We start from the raw sequence: 18,568 nt of genomic DNA on the forward strand, positions 1-18,568 counted from the left end.
TGGTCACTGTGCTCACTTACCTTCCGCGGTTACTTTGCTTTGCGGGAGACAGTGATCTGAGACTTCGAGACCTCATCGTCGCCGAGCGGGCGAGCCTCAGGCTCGTTGATGACGGGGGTGCCGTCGGTGGTCTGGAAGCCCTGCTTGAAGTCGCGGACGGCACCGGCCAGTTCGGCCTTCGACTCGTCGTTGAACGGGGTGCCACCCTTGATCTGCTCGAACACGCCACCGTGGGAAGCGTGCAGGTTCTCCAGCAGCTCGGACTCGAAGCGGCGGACATCCTCAACCGGAACGTCGTCGAACTCGCCCTCGCCAGCCAGGTAGATGGAAACCATCTGATCCTCGACGGACTGCGGCTGAGTCTCCTTCTGCTTCAGCAGCTCAACCAGGCGCTTACCGCGCTCCAGCTGTGCCTTGGAAGCAGGGTCCAGGTCGGATGCGAAGGCTGCGAAGGCCTCCAGGTCGCGGTAAGCGGCCAGATCCAGACGCAGGGAACCGGACACCTTCTTCATGCCCTTGGTTTGTGCGGCACCACCCACACGGGAGACGGACACACCAACGTTAATAGCCGGTCGGACACCCTGGTTGAACAGATCGGACTCCAGGAAGACCTGACCGTCGGTAATGGAAATGACGTTGGTCGGAATGAAGGCAGATACGTCGTTTGCCTTCGTCTCAATGATCGGCAGTGCCGTCAGCGATCCGCCGCCCAGCTCGTCGTTGAGCTTCGCTGCACGCTCCAGCAGACGGGAGTGCAGGTAGAAAACGTCACCGGGGTATGCCTCGCGGCCCGGCGGGCGACGCAGCAGCAGGGAGATCGCACGGTAGGCCTCAGCCTGCTTGGTCAGATCATCGTAGATAACCAGGACGTGCTTGCCCTGGTACATCCAGTGCTGGCCCAGAGCTGCACCGGTGAACGGTGCCAGCCACTTAAAGCCGGCGGAGTCGGATGCCGGTGCTGCCACGATGGTGGTGTACTCCAGTGCGCCGTGGTCTTCCAGGGTCTTACGGATCGAAGCGATCGTAGAGCCCTTCTGACCGATGGCAACGTAGATGCAGCGAACCTGCTTCTTCGGGTCGCCGGATGCCCAGTTGTCGCGCTGGTTCAGGATGGTATCGATGCAGACCGAGGTCTTACCGGTCTTGCGGTCACCAATGATCAGCTGGCGCTGACCACGGCCAATCGGGGTCATTGCGTCGATAGCCTTGATGCCGGTCTGCATCGGCTCCTCGACGGGCTGACGCATCAGAACGGAGGGCGCCTGGAGTTCGAGGGCGCGTTCTTCCTCGGACTCAATGTCGCCCAGACCGTCGATGGCCTGACCCAGTGGGTTGATAACGCGGCCGAGGAACTTCTCCCCGACCGGGATGGACAGGACCTCGCCGGTCCTCTTGACCTCGTCGCCCTCCTTGAGGGACTCGAAGTTACCCAGGATTACGACGCCGACGGTGTCGGTGTCGAGGTTCTGTGCAACGCCAATAACGCCGCCTGGGAACTCGAGTAGCTCGTTAGCCATCACAGAAGGCATGCCGCTTACCTGGGCAATACCGTCTGCAGCCGCCGTGACCACGCCGACCTCCTCACGGGAGGCCTCCGGGGAGTAGCTCGAGGTGTAGTTCGCAATCGCGCTACGGATCTCATCGGAGGAGATCGTCAGCTCCGCCATGTTCTTCCTGCTCTCGGTTTCGTCTTCCAGCATTAATTCTCTTGCTTGGGTCGGTGTCGGTTACTTCTAAGGAGCGATTCTTTATGACGCCCTTAAGCAATCGACTGGCGCAGGCGCCGCAGCTGTCCTGCAGTGCTGCCGTCGATAACTTCGTGACCGACGCGGATTACGGCACCGCCGAGGAGGCTGGTATCAACCTCGGAGTGGACCGCAATCTTGCGACCGTAAATCTTTTCCAGCTTGTCCGACAGAGTCGACTTCTGCTGTTCACCCAGGGCAGCTGCAGAGCGGACACGCGCAACGGTGCGTCCTTCCAAAGCAGCTACCTCTTCAGTCAACGAGTCAAGCTCCTCGACTGGACGCTGGCGGAGGCGACCGATCGCCTGCAGTGCCAGAGCCTCCGTCGTGGAGGTGACTTTTCCGTACAGGACCTTAGCCAGCAGATCCCGGCGTGCATCCGAAGATGCGGCACGGTCGGCCAGCTTCAGCTCTAGCTCCGGCTCACGCTCGATGATTCGAGCCAGCTGGAACAGTTCGTCTTCAACGCGATCCTGTTGTCCCTGGGCGTCGGCGGCGCGCAGCAGGGCCAGGCGGCCCAGCTTCACAAGTCCGTCGCGCAGGTCACGGGTGTTGGACCACGACTGGGATACAGCAGCAGACACGATTTCTTCCGTCGAGGCGGATACCTTTCCACCGAGCAGGCGCTTGGCCAGCTCGACGCGGGTGTTGGCATCCCTCGCCGGGTCGATCAGCGCGACACGCAGGCCGCGGTCACTGTCGAGCAGTTCAACAACATCGAACAGCTCGGTGCCGGTGGTTACACCGGTGCCCACTTTGTCGGAGGTCTCGTTCAGACCCTGATCCAGGGTCTTCTCGAGGCGCTCAATTGCCTCTCGGCTCGCTGCGTGCATACCGATCACTTCCCGGATGCGCCGACGTTGTCCAGTCCGGCGAGGAAGTTATCGATGGTGCCCGAGCGCTTTACGTCGTCCGACAGCTGCTCGCCCAGCAGGCGCTCAGCCAAGTTGATGGAGTTCTCACCCATCTCCTTGCGCAGGTCGGTAACAACGGCGGAACGCTGTGCTTCGAGCTGCTTGTGGCCCGACTCGACGATACGGTTGGACTCTTCGGTTGCCTGAGCCTTCATGTCCGCGATGATCTTCTGGCCCTGAGAACGGGCGTCATCACGAATCTGTGCAGCCTCAGTGCGTGCCTCAGCGAGCTGAGCGTTGTACTTCTCCAAGGCAGCCTTAGCTTCTGCCTGAGCGGACTCGGCACGCCGAATGCCGCCCTCGATCTGATCCTCGCGCTGATTCAGCACTTCCTGGAACTTCGGAAGAACGAACTTCCAGAAGACAAACAGGATGACTGCAAAAGGAATGATGGACCAGACGATGTCGTACAGCGGAGGAATGAGCGGGTTAACCGACTCCTCCATTGGCAGCTTCTCAGCTGCTAACAAAAAGGTGTTCGTCATAGTCTCCAGCTTTCGATTCTGGTGCGGTGGTTAGAAAGTGCTCTTAACGAGCGGCCAATCGCACTGAAATTAGAACAGGAAGCCGGCGACGAAGCCGATCAGAGCCAGTGCCTCGGCGAAAGCGATACCCAGGAACATGGTGGTGCGCAGCTGGCCGGCCATCTCAGGCTGGCGAGCCATAGCCTCTGCGGTCTTACCTGCAACGTTGCCCACACCGATAGCGGAGCCGATAGCAGCCAGGCCGTAGCCGATGGTGCCGAAGCCCTGGAACTTGGTGGTGGTGTCCTGCGCGATGAGGAAGATGTCGTTCATTTGGTTTCCATTACCTTTCTGAGAACCGGCCGGTTGCAGCTTTTCTGTTTTTGTTGTCCGGCCTGGTCATTTTAGTACTTAAAAAGGGGCGAATTAGTGCTCGTCTGCATGGAGGGACAGCTCGATGTACACGGCGGTCAGCAGGGCAAAGATGTATGCCTGCAAGAAGATCACCATGAGCTCGAACAGGGTGAAGGCGATCGCGAAGAGGATCGTGCCGCCAGCAACCAAGCTCCAGCCGCTCATCTGCCAGAAGAAGAAGTTCGTAGCAGTGAACAGCATGACGAGGATGATGTGTCCAGCCAGCATATTCGCCATAAGACGAATGGTAAGCGTTACCGGACGGAGGACGAATGTGGAGAATGCCTCAATCGGCGCCACGATGAAGTGGAGCCATGTCGGCAAACCAGGAATGATCAGCGAGGACTTGACGTACTTGCCGAAGCCGTAGCGCTTCACACCCGCGTAGATGAAGGCAATGTATGCGACAACAGCCAGCACCAGGGGTAGACCCACGCGAGCGCTGGCTGAAACATTCATGAACGGGATGATCGTCGACATGTTGACGGCAAGAACGGTGAAGAAGATAGAGGCGATGATCGGCAGGAACCGGCGCCCTTCCTTCTTGCCCAAGATATCCTCCGCGATGTGAATTCGAACGAAGTCCAAGAAGAGCTCAGCAACGTTCTGAACGCCACTCGGAATCAGCTTCGGCTTCCGCATTGCAAAGAAGAAGAATGCAGAAACCAGCAGAATCATCACAATACGGATGACCATGAGGCGGTCGAGCGCGAACGCTCCACCGGCAAACTCACTGAACCACAGGTGGTTGCTATCCACTTGCCCCGGGAAGAATTCGTGCTCCAATGAAGGCGGGTGGAATTCGCCCTTCATGGCCAAGGTTGTTACGCTCAGCGTTCTCTCCCGTGATTGGGCCGCAAGATTGCATGGAATCACTGCGGTGCGATGGAGGTCTCTTTTCGAAGAGTTAGGCCGATAATTAAGGGACTCCGTCGCACGTCCCTACAGAATCAGCCGGTGCCGTATCTACTGTTCACACATACGTGTGCCAATAAAAGGCCCGCTAAGACAATATCAGTATTGCTTCGCGAATCGCTAAGTGAAACGCAGCGCGGGTCCCCCCACTTGGTCGTGCTTTTCAACGTTTTTGGAGCAAGAATCATTTACGGCCAACTCCCACACTCCCCCTCTCCAGCTTTTTAGCTGAAGGGGCGCATTGAGCGCCCTACCCCTTAGCTAATGTACAGCTTTTGAGTGCGGGTAACTGCCAGCGTCTCAATGACTAGCACGGCAATCATGCTGAGCATAACGGTCACGGCCAGTGCTGGCGTGTCGTAGAAAGTCTTGTCTTTAAGGAAGAACAGGATTCCCAGCAGTGCCGCGGCCTTGACCAACCAGCTTCCCAAGATCAACCCCATCGTGGCAGAGGGCGACGTATTGGAACTCACCAACACAATTACAACGGTCATCAGCATAAACCCGCCGCCGACCAACCAACCGATGCCGGCTCCCCACAAGCCTGCTGTACCGCTAATCAGCCCCCACACCAGGAGGGACACCACACCCAGAGCCAGGAGAACCAGCACTCCAGCACGCATCGCAGCTTTCAGCGGCGCGACGTGGTCTTCCACTTGGGATACATCATTTAGTTCGGGTAGCTCTTTGGCACCGTTGTGCCCAGCGTTCTCAGCGTCCCCAGCGTTCCCAGCGTTCCCAGTTTTCTCAGTCGCATCACTCATGGCGATTAGCTTACCTGAGCAGTGTTTGACTTCCGATTTGCTCGCCGCAGTGGAACGACCGTTGCCGAAATGGCGATAATCACCAGCATGCTAAAAGAAATCGCCATGACAGGCAGAGGTAGAACGGTCAACCCCACGGCACCGAATGCCACTACCCCAACCCAGGTGTACAAAACCAACACCACACGCTTTTGAGTGTGGCCAATACTAAGAAGTCGATGGTGTAGGTGCTTCTTGTCCGGGGAGAAAGGACTCTTGCCCTTCGACACGCGGCGCACCACCGCCATTACCAAGTCCAGCAATGGAATGGATAGTGCTGCCAGCACCACAATCATGGGCGACAGTAGCGCCATCATATCCGCGGGTCCATAGAGCGCAGCGTTGATCCGCCCAGATGCGGAAGTGCAGGCCGCGGACAGCAACAAACCAATCAACATTGCACCGCTATCTCCCATAAAAATGCGAGCGGGTGAGAAATTGTGTGGCAAAAAGCCTATGCAGATACCGACTAACGCCGCAGAAATAATCGCCGGTGGGTATGCCGCCACTGTGCCACTCTGGTCATGCAGAATGGTCAACGAGTAAATCAGAATAGTACCCGCTGCAATTGCTCCCAGTCCGGCGGCTAATCCGTCCAGCCCATCGACGAAGTTCATCGCGTTCACAATTGTCACGGTCAACAGTGCCGTCAGAATCGTAGACTGCACTTGATCCAGAATCAGCGTGGTGCCGTCGCCAAAGGGCACGTAGAACAGGTACCAACTGAGCCCCATCAAGCTCATCACCACGGCACCCACGATTTGTCCGCCCAGCTTCAAGACCCAAGAGATGTCATAGAGGTCATCGACCACACCAACCACAACGATCACAAATGCGGCCATCAACACCGCCGTCATATCGGGTGTCACGGGTGGAAATCCGCGCGTCAACGCAGGTAGCTGATTGGCCACAATCACTGCCACAACCAGGCCCGTAAACATCGCCACACCACCTAACCGGGGCATGGGGACTGTGTGCACATCACGCTGGCGCGGGGCGGCCATGCGTCCATATCGCAAGATCAACGACCGCACTGCACCGGTTACTAAGTAAGTAACTGTGCAGGCAACGAGAAGCACCAGCACCAACTCGCGCAGGGGAATTCCTGCGCCGATGGCCGGCTGGGCGAGCAATTGCATTAAATCTCTCCCCGCAGCTCCATACTGCTCATCCCCAGCACCTCTGCTACGCGCTCGGTGGTGGCAGCTCCTTCGCGCAGAATACGCGGTCGGCCAGAGGAAAGATCCACAATAGTGGATGCCACACCGTGGTGCGCTTCCCCACCGTCGATGTAGGTGGTCACGTCCGCACCCAGCTGATCTTCCGCCATCTGCACATTCGTAGCCGGCGGCTGACCCGAAATATTGGCACTGGAGACGGCCATGGGGCCAGTTCGCTCCAATAGTTCAAGTGCGATCGGCTGGTTGGGCATGCGCAACATGACTGTGCCGCGTGTGTCGCCCAGGTTCCACGGGAGGCTCGGAGCCTGGTGCACAACCATGGATAGCCCGCCCGGCCAGAAGGCCTCCACGAGCTTGCGCATGTTATAGGTGTATTCGCGCACGAGCCCCTCGATGGTGGTCCAGCTGGGCACCAGCACGGGAACTGGCATGTCGGGGCCGCGTCCTTTGGCTCGCAGGAGTGCGGATACAGCCTCGTTGTCGAAAGCGTCGCAGCCAATTCCGTACACAGTGTCGGTCGGCAATACGACCAGGCGCCCGCCCTTGACCGCATTCGCCGCGGTTTCGATCGCGGCCTCTCGGTTCTGCGGATCGGTTGCGTCTACGGTTCTCGACATTGCAGCCCTTTCTTGCTTATGAATTACGTGCTCTACCTTAGCCCCATCGTCCGAACTATTGCGGCAGCAGGGCGGTTACGAAGCGTGGCCGACCTGCCAAGTCGCGGTGTTGAGTAACTTCTTGCCACCCACGGCGCTGCATCATCTCTGCTACTTGTTCGCCGTTGGAGTCATCGTGTTCGATGCCGACGCCCCCACCTCGCCGTCCCAGCGCCTCAGCCCACAACAGCACCCGGGGCATGAGGTCCAGCCCGTCTGGTCCGGAGAACACGGCTGCGTGCGGATCGGCAGCGACTTCTGGAGTGACGTGTGTAGATTCCGGCACATAGGGCGGATTGCACACCACAACATCGGCAGGTGCGTTGGCACCCCGCCCGAGCTCACAGGCTTTTGCAAACGCCTCGGGATCGTCGGCTGCCAGATCTGCTTTAACAAAAGTAGCGTTTACCTGCGGGATCAACCGTGCATTCTTTTCAGCCAAGCGCAGAGCGCGATCCGAGATATCTACGCCCAAAAGGGAGATGGGGGCGTCATAAAGAAAAGAAGCCCCAAGCCCCAGCGTGCCAGGCCCGCAGCAAAGATCAACCACGCGCGGCGCGGGGTGGTTCGCAAGGGAGCGCGCGGCCCATTCGGCCAGCAGCTCGGTTTCGGGGCGGGGTATAAAGCAGCCCGGCTCGGCAAAAAGATCCACCCCGCAAAAGGGAGCGGAGCCGACGATGTGTTGCAACGGCTCGCGGGAGGCGCGACGAGCAACCCACCCCGCATAGGCAACGGGTGCTGGTTCATCGGAGCGGAGGAAGAGGGTGCCCGGATCCACTGCGGTGCGGGGGCTATTGTCCGAAGCGGGCTCGGCCAGCAGATAGCGCATCAACAGGCGCGCGTCGACCACGGCAGAATCGATCCCCGCGGCGTGGAGCTGCGCGGTGGCCTCGCGGATTGCCTCGTTGATATTCACAAGCTACCTGCGCTGAGGACGGAAGCTAGTCTTCCGCCTCGAGGCGGCGTGCGCGGTCGGCTTCCTTCAAAGCCGCAAACAGTGCTTCCAGGTCTCCGCCCAAAACGGCGTCCAGGTTGTTGGCTTTGTAGCCAATCCGGTGATCGGACACGCGCGACTCTGGGAAGTTATAGGTGCGGATGCGCTCGGAACGATCCATAGTGCGGATCTGTGCAGCGCGACCCTCAGCTGCCTCTGCCTCAGCTTCTTCTTCCCTCATCTGCTGCAGACGCGCAGCAAGCACCTGCATCGCACGAGCGCGGTTCTGGATCTGAGAGCGTTCCTTCTGACAGGTCACCACAATATTGGTCGGCAGGTGGGTGATACGCACGGCGGAGTCCGTGGTGTTCACGCCCTGGCCGCCCTTACCGGAGGAGCGGTAGACGTCTACGCGGATGTCCTTCTCGTCGATCTCCACGTCCTCCACCTCGTCGGGTTCCGGGTATACCAGCACGCCCGCAGCGGAGGTCTGAATGCGACCCTGCGACTCTGTGACGGGGATACGCTGCACGCGGTGCACGCCGCCTTCGAACTTGAACTCGGACCAGGCACCGTCGCGGGACGGCTGCTTGGAGCGGATCGACAAGGTCATATCCTTCACACCACCCAGGTCGGTCTCATTGAGTCCAAGAATCTCGGTGCTAAAGCCATGGCGCTCTGCGTAGCGCTGGTACATACGCGCAAGCTCACCGGCGAATAGTGCGGCCTCTTCGCCGCCGGCACCGGACTTGATTTCCATGACGATGTCGTCGCCATCGTGCGGGTCACGCGGCGCCAGCAGGTCAGTCAGCTGTTCCTCCAGCTGTCCGATTTCCTGTTCCAGGCGCTTAGCTTCCTCCGCGAATTCCTTATCCTCGGACGCCATCTCGGAGGCTGCTTCATGATCTTCTCGTGCCTGTTCGAGCTTTTGGTGCGTCTGGATGATCGGCTGCAGCTCGGAGAAACGCTTGCCTACCTTGCGAGCTGCCGCCGGATCGTTGTGCAGCTCGGGGTCGCCCAGCTGCATCTCTAGCCCCTGGTACTCAGCCAGGATGTCATCGATGACTGATGGTGATTGGCTCATGGTTTAATCCTCCTCGTCCTCGCCCGCCAGAGGCGCGGAGCTAGCAACCTGCAGCATGAACTCCCGGTTGGTCTTGTTCTTACGCAGCTGCTTGATCAGCAGGTCGATGGCTGCTTGCGGGTCCAGCGCCGAAAGAATGCGGCGCAGCTTGTGCATAATGCGCGCCTCCTCCGGGCTGAGCAGCAACTGGTCCTTGCGGGTACCCGACGGGTTGACGTCCACAGCCGGGAAAACTCGACGCTCGGCGATCTTGCGGTCCAGCTTTAGCTCGGCATTGCCGGTGCCCTTGAATTCCTCGAAGATCACCGTGTCGCCAGCAGAGCCGGTCTCCACCATTGCCGTGGCAATGATGGTCAGGGAACCGCCGTTTTCGATGTTTCGAGCCGCTCCCAGGAAGCGCTTCGGTGGGTACAGTGCATTGGAATCCACACCACCGGACAGGATGCGTCCGGAAGCTGGCGAGGAGTTGTTGTACGCACGACCCAAACGGGTGATGGAATCCAGCAAAAGAACAACGTCCTTGCCCTGCTCGACGAGACGCTTTGCGCGCTCAACAGCTAGCTCCGCAACGTTGGTGTGCTCTCCCGGCGGGCGGTCGAACGTCGAGGCGATGACCTCGCCCTTGACGGATCGCTGCATGTCCGTGACTTCCTCGGGACGCTCATCGACCAGCACAACCATCAGGTAGCACTCGGGGTTGTTTGTAGAGATCGCGTTCGCGATGTCCTGCAGGATCGTCGTCTTACCAGCCTTCGGTGGGGACACGATCAATGCACGCTGGCCCTTACCGATCGGCATGATCAGGTCAATCACGCGAGTCGTCAGGATCTTCGGATCGGTCTCCAAACGCAGTCGCTGGTTCGGATACAGCGGAGTGAGCTTCGCGAAGTGCGGGCGTGCCGCCGCCTGCTCCGGGGTGAGTCCGTTAACGGTCTCCACCTGGTAGATCGGCGTGTACTTCTGACGGTTTCGACCGCGGCCGCCACCGTTATTGTTGTTGTTCTTCGGACGAATAGTGCCGGTAATCGCATCACCGTGGCGCATTCCGTACTTGCGCACCGTGTTAATCGGCACGTACACATCGGTCGAGCCTGCGTGGTAGCCGGTGGTGCGGATAAAGGCAGTATTAGCATCAACGAAATCGAGGATGCCGGCGACCGGCGTCAGCTCTTCCGGCTTCTGCTCACGGTTGTTGCCGCCGTTCCCATTGTTATTGCCGTTACCGTCGCCACCGTTATCACGGCTATCACGGTTATCCCGGTTATCTCGGTTATCACCGTTGCGGTTGTTATCCCGCCCACGGTTGCGGCGATTACGGCGATTACGGCGGTTTCCGCGATTGTCCTCACGGCCACCGTCGCGCCCACCGTCACGGTCGCGGGAACGAGCTTCGCGCTGCTCCGAACCCTGCTGATCACTTTGCTGATCGTTCTGCTTAGTTTTCTCTTCGGCGTTCTCGTTGGCCTGGTTGTCTTCTTTGTGACGCCCTTCCGACGCCTCCACAACCGGCTCTTCCTTGGGCTCGCGCACCTTCGTCGGTCGAGATGCTGACGCAGCTCCCCCACCGCTGCCAGCGGATTCAATAGCGGCAATGAGATCGCCCTTGCGGAGACCAGAGGTACCCTTCAGCCCCTGTGCCGCCGCGACCTGGCGCAGCTCCGGCAACTTCAACGAGGCGAGGCCATTGGCTTGGCCACGAGCCAAAATATCGGACAGGCTCACAAAAGTCCTTTCACGTCTGGTGCCTTCCATGACCCTTCAAAAGCCTGCGAAGCCCCAGGATCGGCCAGACATGCGTGTTCGACAACAGTTTTAAATTTAACCCAAAGATTGCGGGAATCTTCTAGAAAGATTGCCGCCTCAAAGTCCCAAGATGTGACTGGCGGCGGGTGTAGCGCGGGGTGGCGTCGTAAAGAAAGAAAAGTGGAGAAAACGAGCCTCGCATCCGGCTTCCGTTGCTTACAATAGCACCTCCCCCACGCCCTGCACCTAACGGCTAGGCTGAAACGCATGAAGTCGACAATGCAGGAGATCCCGCTTTCCGTAGCCAGGATTCTGGAGTACGGCGCCAGTGTTCACCGAAATACGACTGTGACCACGTATTTTGATGAAACTGCGGAACAAACCAGCTTCCTGCATATCGGCATCCGCGCCGCTGCCATGGCCAACATGTTCCGTGACGAATTTGGCATCCAGCAAGGCGAGCGTGTGGGAACCGTCCTACCCAATTGCACCGAACATCTTGAGATCATGCTGTCGGTCGCGTCTATGGGAGCGGTTTTTAGCCCCATTAACCGGCACCTTATGGGCAGCCAGATCACGAGCATCATCAATAAATCCGCTCCGCGCGTCCTGGTGATCGACGTCACTTGCAGCGAACAGATCGTGCCCCTCCTCGCAGACTGCCCTTGTGTGGAAGCTGTACTTGTCATCGGCGCCGACCAAGCCCCTACTACTACGGTGCAACAACTCATAGAGGAACTGGGTCTGCGCAACGAACGCCATCTGCGCGTCCTCAATCTGGAAGCCACCTTGGACGGACGCAGCGCCGACTTCGACTGGCCAGCTATCGAAGAGACCGACCCCGCGGCGATCTGCTTCTCCACCGGCACTGAAGGTCCGCCGAAAGGTGTGGTGTACTCCCACCGAGCACTGTGGTTACACTCGATGCAACTGCGCGCCGCCGATAGCTTCAGTATCCGCAACGGCACCAGTTTCCTGTGCGGCGTACCGATCTACCATGTGCTCAGCTGGGGTGTGCCGCTGGCTGCGTTTATGGCAGGCGCCCCCATTGTGTTTACCGGCCATCGTGCCGACCCGGAGCACATCGCGCACGTTGTTGAAGACGCGATGCCACGCCAGGCACACGGTTCCCCCGCCGTTTGGACTGGCCTGCTGGTGCACTACACCAAACACCAGCCGAAGAAGATGAGTCTGCAGGAGATCTACGTCGGTGGGTCGCAGGTTCCCCCGGCTCTCATCGACGCATGGGAGGAACGCTTCGGTGTGGACATCGTCCACGCCTGGGGCATGACCGAAACAGGCCCTGTGGGCACGGTCGCCCACCCTCCGGCAGGCGTAGCCGGCGCCGCACGTGCCAAATATCGCGAAAGCCAGGGTCGCTTCCATGCAGGTATGCGCTACCGCATCGTCGACGATGACGGCAACGAGCTCGAAGCCCATGACCGTAACTCCGGCGAGCTACAGGTGCGTGGCAACACCGTGACGGGATCCTACTATGAGGACGATAGCCCGCGTTTCACTCCCGATGGCTGGCTCCGCACCGGAGACATCGCCACGGTAAACAAGGATGGTTACCTGACGATCCACGACCGCAAAACCGACATCATCCGTTCCGGCGGTGAGTGGATCTACTCTGCGGCACTCGAAACCTACCTCATGGAACCGGCCGCTGTTATCGAGGCGGCGATCATTGGCATCCCCTCCGAAAAGTGGGGGCAGCGTCCGCTGGCGGTGGTGGTACTGGCCGACGGCACCCCCTGGAGCGTTGACACTGCTCAAGAGCTAGCCGACGAACTGCGACAACGTGTTCCAGGTTGGATGGTGCCGGAGAACTGGACCTTTGTTGAGCACATCGATAAAACCAGCGTGGATAAGTTCGACAAAAAAGATTTGCGCCGCCACTTCCGCGAAGGGAAGTTCGACGTCATCACGATTTAGGCGGAGCATAAACCTCACAGCTCGCCTTTAACTATTGCAGATAAAAATAGAGTAGCGTCTTTTTGCATGACCGATGTAACTGTGATGGCTCTAGGGCCACAGTGGCTCGACCCGATGCACTTGCTATCGGGTTCCGGCCCCTTCGGCGCGGCAATCCTGCCCGCTATTTTTGTGATTATCTTCATCGAATCTGGCTTGTTTTTCCCATTCCTGCCGGGCGATTCTCTGCTTTTCACCGCTGGGTTGCTGGCCAGCCAGCCCGATGGTTTTGCACCACTTTGGCAGGTGCTGCTTATCACCCCAATTGCAGCAATTTTAGGTGATCAGGTGGGCTATTGGATCGGCCACCGCTTCCACCCCGCACTGCGCAAGCGCAAGGATGGACGCTTCTTTAAGCAGGAGCACCTACACCGCTCCGAGGAATTCTTCGCCAAGTACGGTTCGATCACAATCATCCTGTGCCGCTTTGTCCCCTTTGTGCGAACCTATGCCCCGTTGGTCGCTGGAATGTCGGGTATGCGCTACCGGACGTTCATTGTCTTCAACATCATCGGCGGTGTGCTGTGGGCCAGCGGCATCGTCTACCTGGGATCCCTGCTTGGCGGCGTGGAGTTCGTGCGGAACAACATTGAGGCCATTTTCCTCGGTATCGTTGCGTTCTCCATCGTTCCGGCGCTGTTTGGCGTCGTGCAAAAGAGCCGTAGCGACAAGAAGCAGGCTGCCCTCGCCCCGGCGCCGGCTAATGACTAGCCGGTAACGTCCACCTCAACTGGGCCAGCGACATCTAGCTCTAGAACCTTCATTCCACGCCCCCGGGCTTCCTCCACAAGTGCGTTATCCACCCGCTCGGTACTGAGCACCAGAATCGTCGGGCCTGCACCGGAAAGAAATGCCGGGTACCCCAGGTTTCGCAGGCGGTTCACCCACTCTGCGGTCACTGGTAGCACTTCGGCGCGGTACGTCTGATGCATACGGTCACGGGTGCCCTCCCACAGCAATTCCGGATCGTCGCGCAGCGCGACCGTCATAACTGCAGTGCGAGAAACATTGAAGCGAGCATCCACGTGGCTGATATCGGACGGCAGGACGCGACGAATCGCCTCCGTCGACGCATGGAAATCCGGGATGAACGCAGTGGCCTTGATATCCGGGTGTACGTCGATTCGGCGGGCGTGATACTCCGGCGCAGAAACCCCGTCGATGGGAGTATTCGTCCACGAGACGACACCGGCACCCAGCACGGAAGCACCCGCGTTATCGGGGTGCCCTTCAAAAGTCGAAGCGATCTGCACCTGTGCTTTGTCGTCCAGGGTAAAGCCAGCCAAACCGTTGGCTGCGGCCACACCAGCTGTCGCGGCAGCGGCCGAGGAGCCCAAGCCGCGAGACTGTGGGATGGAGTTAGTGCAGCTCACACGTAGCCCCGGAACCGTCACGTCCGCTTCCTTCAATGCCGCCCTGAGCGCACGAACGACCAGGTGGCGCTCATCTAAAGGCACCTCGCCTTCGCCTTCGCCGGTAACCTCAACGACCAGGCCGGACTCAATGACCTCGGCGGTCACATAGTCGTATAGTCCAAGAGCTAAGCCCAGCGTGTCAAAGCCTGGCCCCAGATTCGCGGTAGAGGCGGGAACCTTAACGGTGGCCTTGCGGCCAACCGGGATTTCGACGCCCATTACTTCAGCCCCAGCGCATCTGCAACGGCATGCGGATCTACGTCGGCGACGGTGGGATCCGGCATCTGGGACAGAGCAGTCGTCGGATCCTTCAGGCCATGGCCGGTGACGGTACACACGATGCGCTGGCCAGCAGTCAATTCACCATTGGCATGTGCATCCAACAGTCCCGCTACGGACGAAGCGGAAGCCGGCTCAACGAAAATGCCCTCACGGCCTGCGATCAGGCGATATGCCTCGAGAATCTGCTCATCGGTCTGGGCGCGGAAATCGCCGCCCGATTCTTCCTTGGCTGCCACTGCTTGCTGCCAGGAAGCCGGGTTACCGATGCGGATCGCGGTTGCGATCGTCTCCGGCTCCAGCACTGGCTCGCCCTTCACCAGCGGGGCGGCTCCTGCGGCCTGCACGCCCTTCATCACGGGGCGTTGGGTGGAAACGCCGTCCTCGGCATACTCGGTGTAGCCCTTCCAATATGCGGTGATGTTGCCCGCGTTGCCGACCGGCAGGAAGTGGACATCGGGGGCGTCACCAAGGCAATCGACGATTTCAAACGAGGCGGTCTTCTGTCCCTCGATGCGCATCGGGTTCACAGAGTTGACCAGAGCGATCTCTGGGAACTCGGTGGTCGTCTTGCGAACTAGCTCCAGGCAATCATCGAAGTTGCCGCGGATCTGGATGATCTGCGCGCCGTGCATCACGGCCTGCGCCAGCTTGCCCTGGGCAATCTTGCCCTCGGGGATCAGCACGGCGGACTTGAGGCCAGCGCGGGCAGCGTATGCGGCTGCGGAGGCGGAAGTGTTGCCTGTCGAGGCGCACATCAGGACCTTCTGCCCCTTGTGATAAGCATCGGTCACGGCAACGGTCATGCCACGATCCTTGAAAGAACCCGTTGGGTTGGCACCTTCGATCTTCAGGTACACTTCACAGCCGGTCAGTTCCGACAGGTGGTTCGCCCGCAGTAGCGGGGTGCCGCCTTCGTTGAGGGTCACCGGCTCCCAGTCCTTCGCGAAAGGCATCCGATCGCGATACATGTTGATCAGGCCGGTCCAATGGTTCAGAACCTTGTTAGTCATGAGTTCCCTGTCGTCTCTTCCCAGTTGTTGCTACTTTTAGAAGCTCTACTTTATTGCCACTGTAGTGCCACAAAGGCGTGCGCAAGCACACCTTTGGTTTTTGACACTGCGTTTGGGGTTAGCGCTAGGGGCTAGCGCTTCAGACTTGTGGTTAGCCTTCCATGCGAATAACAGAATCGATGGCCTTGACCGCTTCCAACTTCTTCAGCTTGGCAACGGTCTCCTCCAGGTCGCGCTCCTTTGCGCTGTGGGTGATCACAACGAGACGCGCACCATTATTGAGCCCTTCTTGACGCACCGTCTTCAGCGATACGCCCTTGTCAGAGAACACGGAGGCCACCTCAGCCAGCACACCCAGACGATCATCGACCTGCATATCAACGTGGTAACGGGTGCGAACTTCACCGAAATCAGCGATGGGCAGGGAGGCATAGGTGGACTCCCCTGGGCCACGACCACCGAGCACGATGTTGCGAGCCACGGCCACAACGTCACCCAATACAGCCGAGGCAGTCGGACCACCGCCGGCACCGTTGCCATAGAACATCAGCCGTCCAGCGGACTCGGCCTCGACGAAGACTGCGTTGTAGGACTCAGCAACGCTGGACAGTGGGTGCGAAATGGGGATAAGCGCGGGGTACACGCGCGCGGAAACAGATTCCTGGTTTTGATCGTCCACGAGGCGCTCACAGATGGCGAGTAGTTTGATGGTGGAGTTCGCAGCCTTTGCGGCTTCGATGTCGGCAACGGTGATGTTGCGGATACCTTCCGTATGCACGTCCTCACCGGAGACGCGGGTGTGGAACGCCAGGGAAGCCAGGATAGCGGCCTTGCTGGCGGCATCGAAGCCGTCGACATCCGCAGTCGGGTCGGCTTCTGCATATCCCAGCTCCGTGGCTTCCGCCAACATCTCGTCGTAGCTGGCGCCGCGGCTGTACATTGCGTCCAAGATGAAGTTGGTGGTGCCGTTGACGATGCCCATGACCTGGTTAACCTTGTCGCCAGCCAGGGAGCGGCGCAGCGGGCCGACCACTGGGATGGCTGCGGCGACGGCAGCTTCAAAGAACAGATCCACACCGGACTCGTCTGCGGCGGCAGAGAGCTCATCGGCGTGAGCGGCGATGAGAGCCTTGTTTGCGGTGACCACGGACTTACCGGCGCGCAGCGCTGCCAGCACTACCTTGCGCGGATATTCAATGCCGCCAATTACCTCGATGACGAGATCGATGTCCTCACGGTCAACGAGGGAGAGTGCATCATCGGTTAGCTTTTCCGGATCTACACCCGGGCGCGGCTTGGCTAGGTCGCTGACAGCGATGCCACGTACTTCCAGCTTTCCACCAATGCGTTCGGCGAACTCATCAGCGCGCTCCTCCAAGAGACGTAGTACCTCGGCGCCGACGGTGCCCATGCCCAGCAGAGCCACACCAACGGTCTCGCCAATTCCCTTGCCTGGCTTGAATTTCTGCTCGGTCATGTCGCTCCTTTGCGGGGTCTCAATCGAGTTCTGTCGGTAATTTTCCTTAGGTTATCGCACCAATCTACCGCGCGACTAGACAAAGCTGTCCATTACCCCTATTTTACCTCTCTTAGAGGGGGTCTACTCCTCCAAAGACAGCACGTCATCAATGGTTTCACGACGAATCATCAAACGCGCTTCACCGTCTGCAACCCGTACCACCGGGGGCCGGGTCATCATGTTGTAGCGGGAGGCCATCGCATAACAATAAGCTCCCGTTGCACCGATCATCAGCAGGTCACCGGGGCGCACATCCTCTGGCACCAAAGCGTCATTGACCAACACATCGCCGGATTCACAGTGAGAGCCCACGATACGCGTCGGCAACAACTCCCCCGCGACCTCCCGGTTCGCCACGCGGCAATCATATTCGGCCTGGTACAGGGCCGGACGGATGTTATCGCTCATGCCACCGTCGACGGAGATATAACGACGAGAAATCCCGTCCGCCACCTCAACATCCTTCACCGTGCCCACGCGGTAAAGGGTAATCATCGACGGTCCGGCGATCGCGCGTCCCGGCTCCACGTTAAGGGTCGGTTCGGGCACACCGGCCGACTTCGCCGCTTCGCGCACCTTGCTCTTAAGCTCGGACGCCACCTCTTCAACGTCGAGAGCCTCATGATCCGGCATATAGGCGATACCGTAGCCACCACCGAGATCAAGGGTATCCAGCACCGTTGGGGCGTCCGACCCCACGACCCCCACACCGCGCGACGGGTCGACAGCATGATCGTCGTGCAAGGTCTTAATGGAATCCAAAAGCTGCTTCCACAGCCCCAAAAGGCGCTCGGCGGCCAGAGCGAAACCAGCGGCTTCAAAAACCTGAGAGCCTACATGGCAGTGCAGGCCGCGCAGGCGCACGCCGTCGGCGGTATGGCAGGCCATGGCCGCATGGTGAGCCGCGCCGGAGGCAAGAGAGAACCCGAACTTCTGATCCTCGTGACTAGTGGCGATGAACTCGTGGGTATCGACGTGCACACCCGGAGTTACGCGTACTAGTACGTCCTGGGCCTTGCCCAGTTCGCCTGCAACGGCGGACAAGGACTCGATTTCTTGTAGTGAGTCTACGACGATCAGCTCCGCACCTTCGGAAACCGCAAGTCGCAGAAACTCCGGGGACTTGTTGTTGCCGTGGACAGTGATGCGTTCAGCTGGGAAGCCCGCAGCCAGTGCCACCTGGAGCTCGCCTAAAGAGGCGACGTCGAGGGACAGCCCCTCATCCATCACCCAGCGGGCGACCGTCTTCGACAGGAACGCCTTGGACGCGTAGTGGACGAAGCGCCCTCCGCCGAATGCCTTGGCCAAGCGGCGACAGCGGGTGCGGAAGTCTTCCTCGTCCATCACGAAAGCCGGAGTACCGAAGGTTTCCGCGATATCGGTAATCGGCACGCCACCGATGGTGACCTCGCCTGCCCGCTCCCCCGCCGTCTCGCGGCGAAGGGTCTGCGGGTAGACGTGCGCTGGGATCGCGTTGAACTCCGCGGTGTTGGCGATGCGACGGCGCAGTCG

Annotated in this window: 17 protein-coding genes; 2 read left to right on the plus strand and 15 right to left on the minus strand. The window is 59.5% G+C overall.

Annotated features, from left to right (window positions below):
• Positions 1-29 precede the first annotated feature (29 nt).
• The 11 genes from atpA to rho form a co-directional block, all read right to left on the minus strand.
• Entirely contained in the window at positions 30-1,667 is a 1,638-nt protein-coding gene (gene atpA, locus ACWXWJ_RS04470) for a F0F1 ATP synthase subunit alpha (RefSeq protein WP_434819986.1), read from the minus strand.
• 92 nt (positions 1,668-1,759) lie between these two features.
• Positions 1,760-2,578, minus strand: coding sequence for a F0F1 ATP synthase subunit delta (locus ACWXWJ_RS04475; protein WP_293789793.1), 819 nt, complete (start codon positions 2,576-2,578; stop codon positions 1,760-1,762).
• 5 nt (positions 2,579-2,583) lie between these two features.
• A complete protein-coding gene (locus tag ACWXWJ_RS04480) occupies positions 2,584-3,144 on the minus strand; it encodes a F0F1 ATP synthase subunit B (RefSeq protein WP_005292982.1) in 561 nt (186 codons plus the stop codon).
• A gap of 69 nt (positions 3,145-3,213) precedes the next feature.
• Positions 3,214-3,456 carry an ATP synthase F0 subunit C gene (locus tag ACWXWJ_RS04485; RefSeq protein WP_005292984.1) on the minus strand — a complete coding sequence of 81 codons (243 nt, stop codon included), beginning with the start codon at positions 3,454-3,456 and terminating at the stop codon, positions 3,214-3,216.
• A 93-nt stretch (positions 3,457-3,549) separates the two neighbouring features.
• Positions 3,550-4,350, minus strand: coding sequence for a F0F1 ATP synthase subunit A (gene atpB / locus ACWXWJ_RS04490; protein ID WP_293789779.1), 801 nt, complete (start codon positions 4,348-4,350; stop codon positions 3,550-3,552).
• Between the two features lie 359 nt (positions 4,351-4,709).
• Complete coding sequence (locus tag ACWXWJ_RS04495; protein WP_293789777.1) at positions 4,710-5,216, minus strand: hypothetical protein; 507 nt, start codon at positions 5,214-5,216, stop codon at positions 4,710-4,712.
• A gap of 5 nt (positions 5,217-5,221) precedes the next feature.
• Positions 5,222-6,394: an MraY family glycosyltransferase gene (locus tag ACWXWJ_RS04500; RefSeq protein ID WP_473963679.1), complete on the minus strand. Its 1,173-nt coding sequence runs from the start codon at positions 6,392-6,394 to the stop codon at positions 5,222-5,224.
• Positions 6,394-7,053 carry an L-threonylcarbamoyladenylate synthase gene (locus ACWXWJ_RS04505; RefSeq protein WP_293789771.1) on the minus strand — a complete coding sequence of 220 codons (660 nt, stop codon included), beginning with the start codon at positions 7,051-7,053 and terminating at the stop codon, positions 6,394-6,396. Before ACWXWJ_RS04505 ends, ACWXWJ_RS04500 begins: the two co-directional genes overlap by 1 nt.
• Positions 7,054-7,108: 55 nt before the next feature.
• Positions 7,109-8,008, minus strand: a complete 900-nt coding sequence (locus ACWXWJ_RS04510) for a N5-glutamine methyltransferase family protein (protein ID WP_473963680.1) — start codon at positions 8,006-8,008, stop codon at positions 7,109-7,111.
• Positions 8,009-8,033: 25 nt separating this feature from the next.
• Positions 8,034-9,110, minus strand: coding sequence for a peptide chain release factor 1 (gene prfA / locus ACWXWJ_RS04515; protein ID WP_293789765.1), 1,077 nt, complete (start codon positions 9,108-9,110; stop codon positions 8,034-8,036).
• 3 nt (positions 9,111-9,113) lie between these two features.
• Positions 9,114-10,832, minus strand: a complete 1,719-nt coding sequence (gene rho / locus ACWXWJ_RS04520; protein WP_473963681.1) for a transcription termination factor Rho — start codon at positions 10,830-10,832, stop codon at positions 9,114-9,116.
• 288 nt (positions 10,833-11,120) lie between these two features.
• Here rho and ACWXWJ_RS04525 point away from each other — a divergent pair, with 288 nt between their 5' ends.
• Together ACWXWJ_RS04525 and ACWXWJ_RS04530 are read left to right on the plus strand one after the other, a co-directional pair.
• Positions 11,121-12,791, plus strand: coding sequence for a long-chain fatty-acid--CoA ligase (locus ACWXWJ_RS04525; protein WP_293789760.1), 1,671 nt, complete (start codon positions 11,121-11,123; stop codon positions 12,789-12,791).
• 66 nt (positions 12,792-12,857) lie between these two features.
• Positions 12,858-13,541: a DedA family protein gene (locus tag ACWXWJ_RS04530; RefSeq protein WP_293789757.1), complete on the plus strand. Its 684-nt coding sequence runs from the start codon at positions 12,858-12,860 to the stop codon at positions 13,539-13,541.
• Here the strand turns inward: ACWXWJ_RS04530 and thrB are convergent.
• From thrB to lysA, 4 genes are all read right to left on the minus strand, one after another.
• The gene (gene thrB, locus ACWXWJ_RS04535) at positions 13,538-14,464 is read right to left on the minus strand and encodes a homoserine kinase (RefSeq protein ID WP_293789754.1); all 927 of its coding nucleotides are present in this window, start codon (positions 14,462-14,464) and stop codon (positions 13,538-13,540) included. The two genes, ACWXWJ_RS04530 and thrB, sit on opposite strands and share 4 nt — an antisense overlap.
• Positions 14,464-15,537: a threonine synthase gene (thrC, locus tag ACWXWJ_RS04540; protein ID WP_473963682.1), complete on the minus strand. Its 1,074-nt coding sequence runs from the start codon at positions 15,535-15,537 to the stop codon at positions 14,464-14,466. The genes thrB and thrC overlap by 1 nt, the downstream gene beginning before the upstream one ends.
• A 151-nt stretch (positions 15,538-15,688) precedes the next feature.
• A complete protein-coding gene (locus tag ACWXWJ_RS04545; RefSeq protein ID WP_448307499.1) occupies positions 15,689-17,014 on the minus strand; it encodes a homoserine dehydrogenase in 1,326 nt (441 codons plus the stop codon).
• 123 nt (positions 17,015-17,137) lie between these two features.
• Complete coding sequence (gene lysA / locus ACWXWJ_RS04550; RefSeq protein WP_473963693.1) at positions 17,138-18,553, minus strand: diaminopimelate decarboxylase; 1,416 nt, start codon at positions 18,551-18,553, stop codon at positions 17,138-17,140.
• Positions 18,554-18,568 lie beyond the last annotated feature (15 nt).

Source organism: Corynebacterium sp. p3-SID1761 (genome assembly GCF_055862885.1).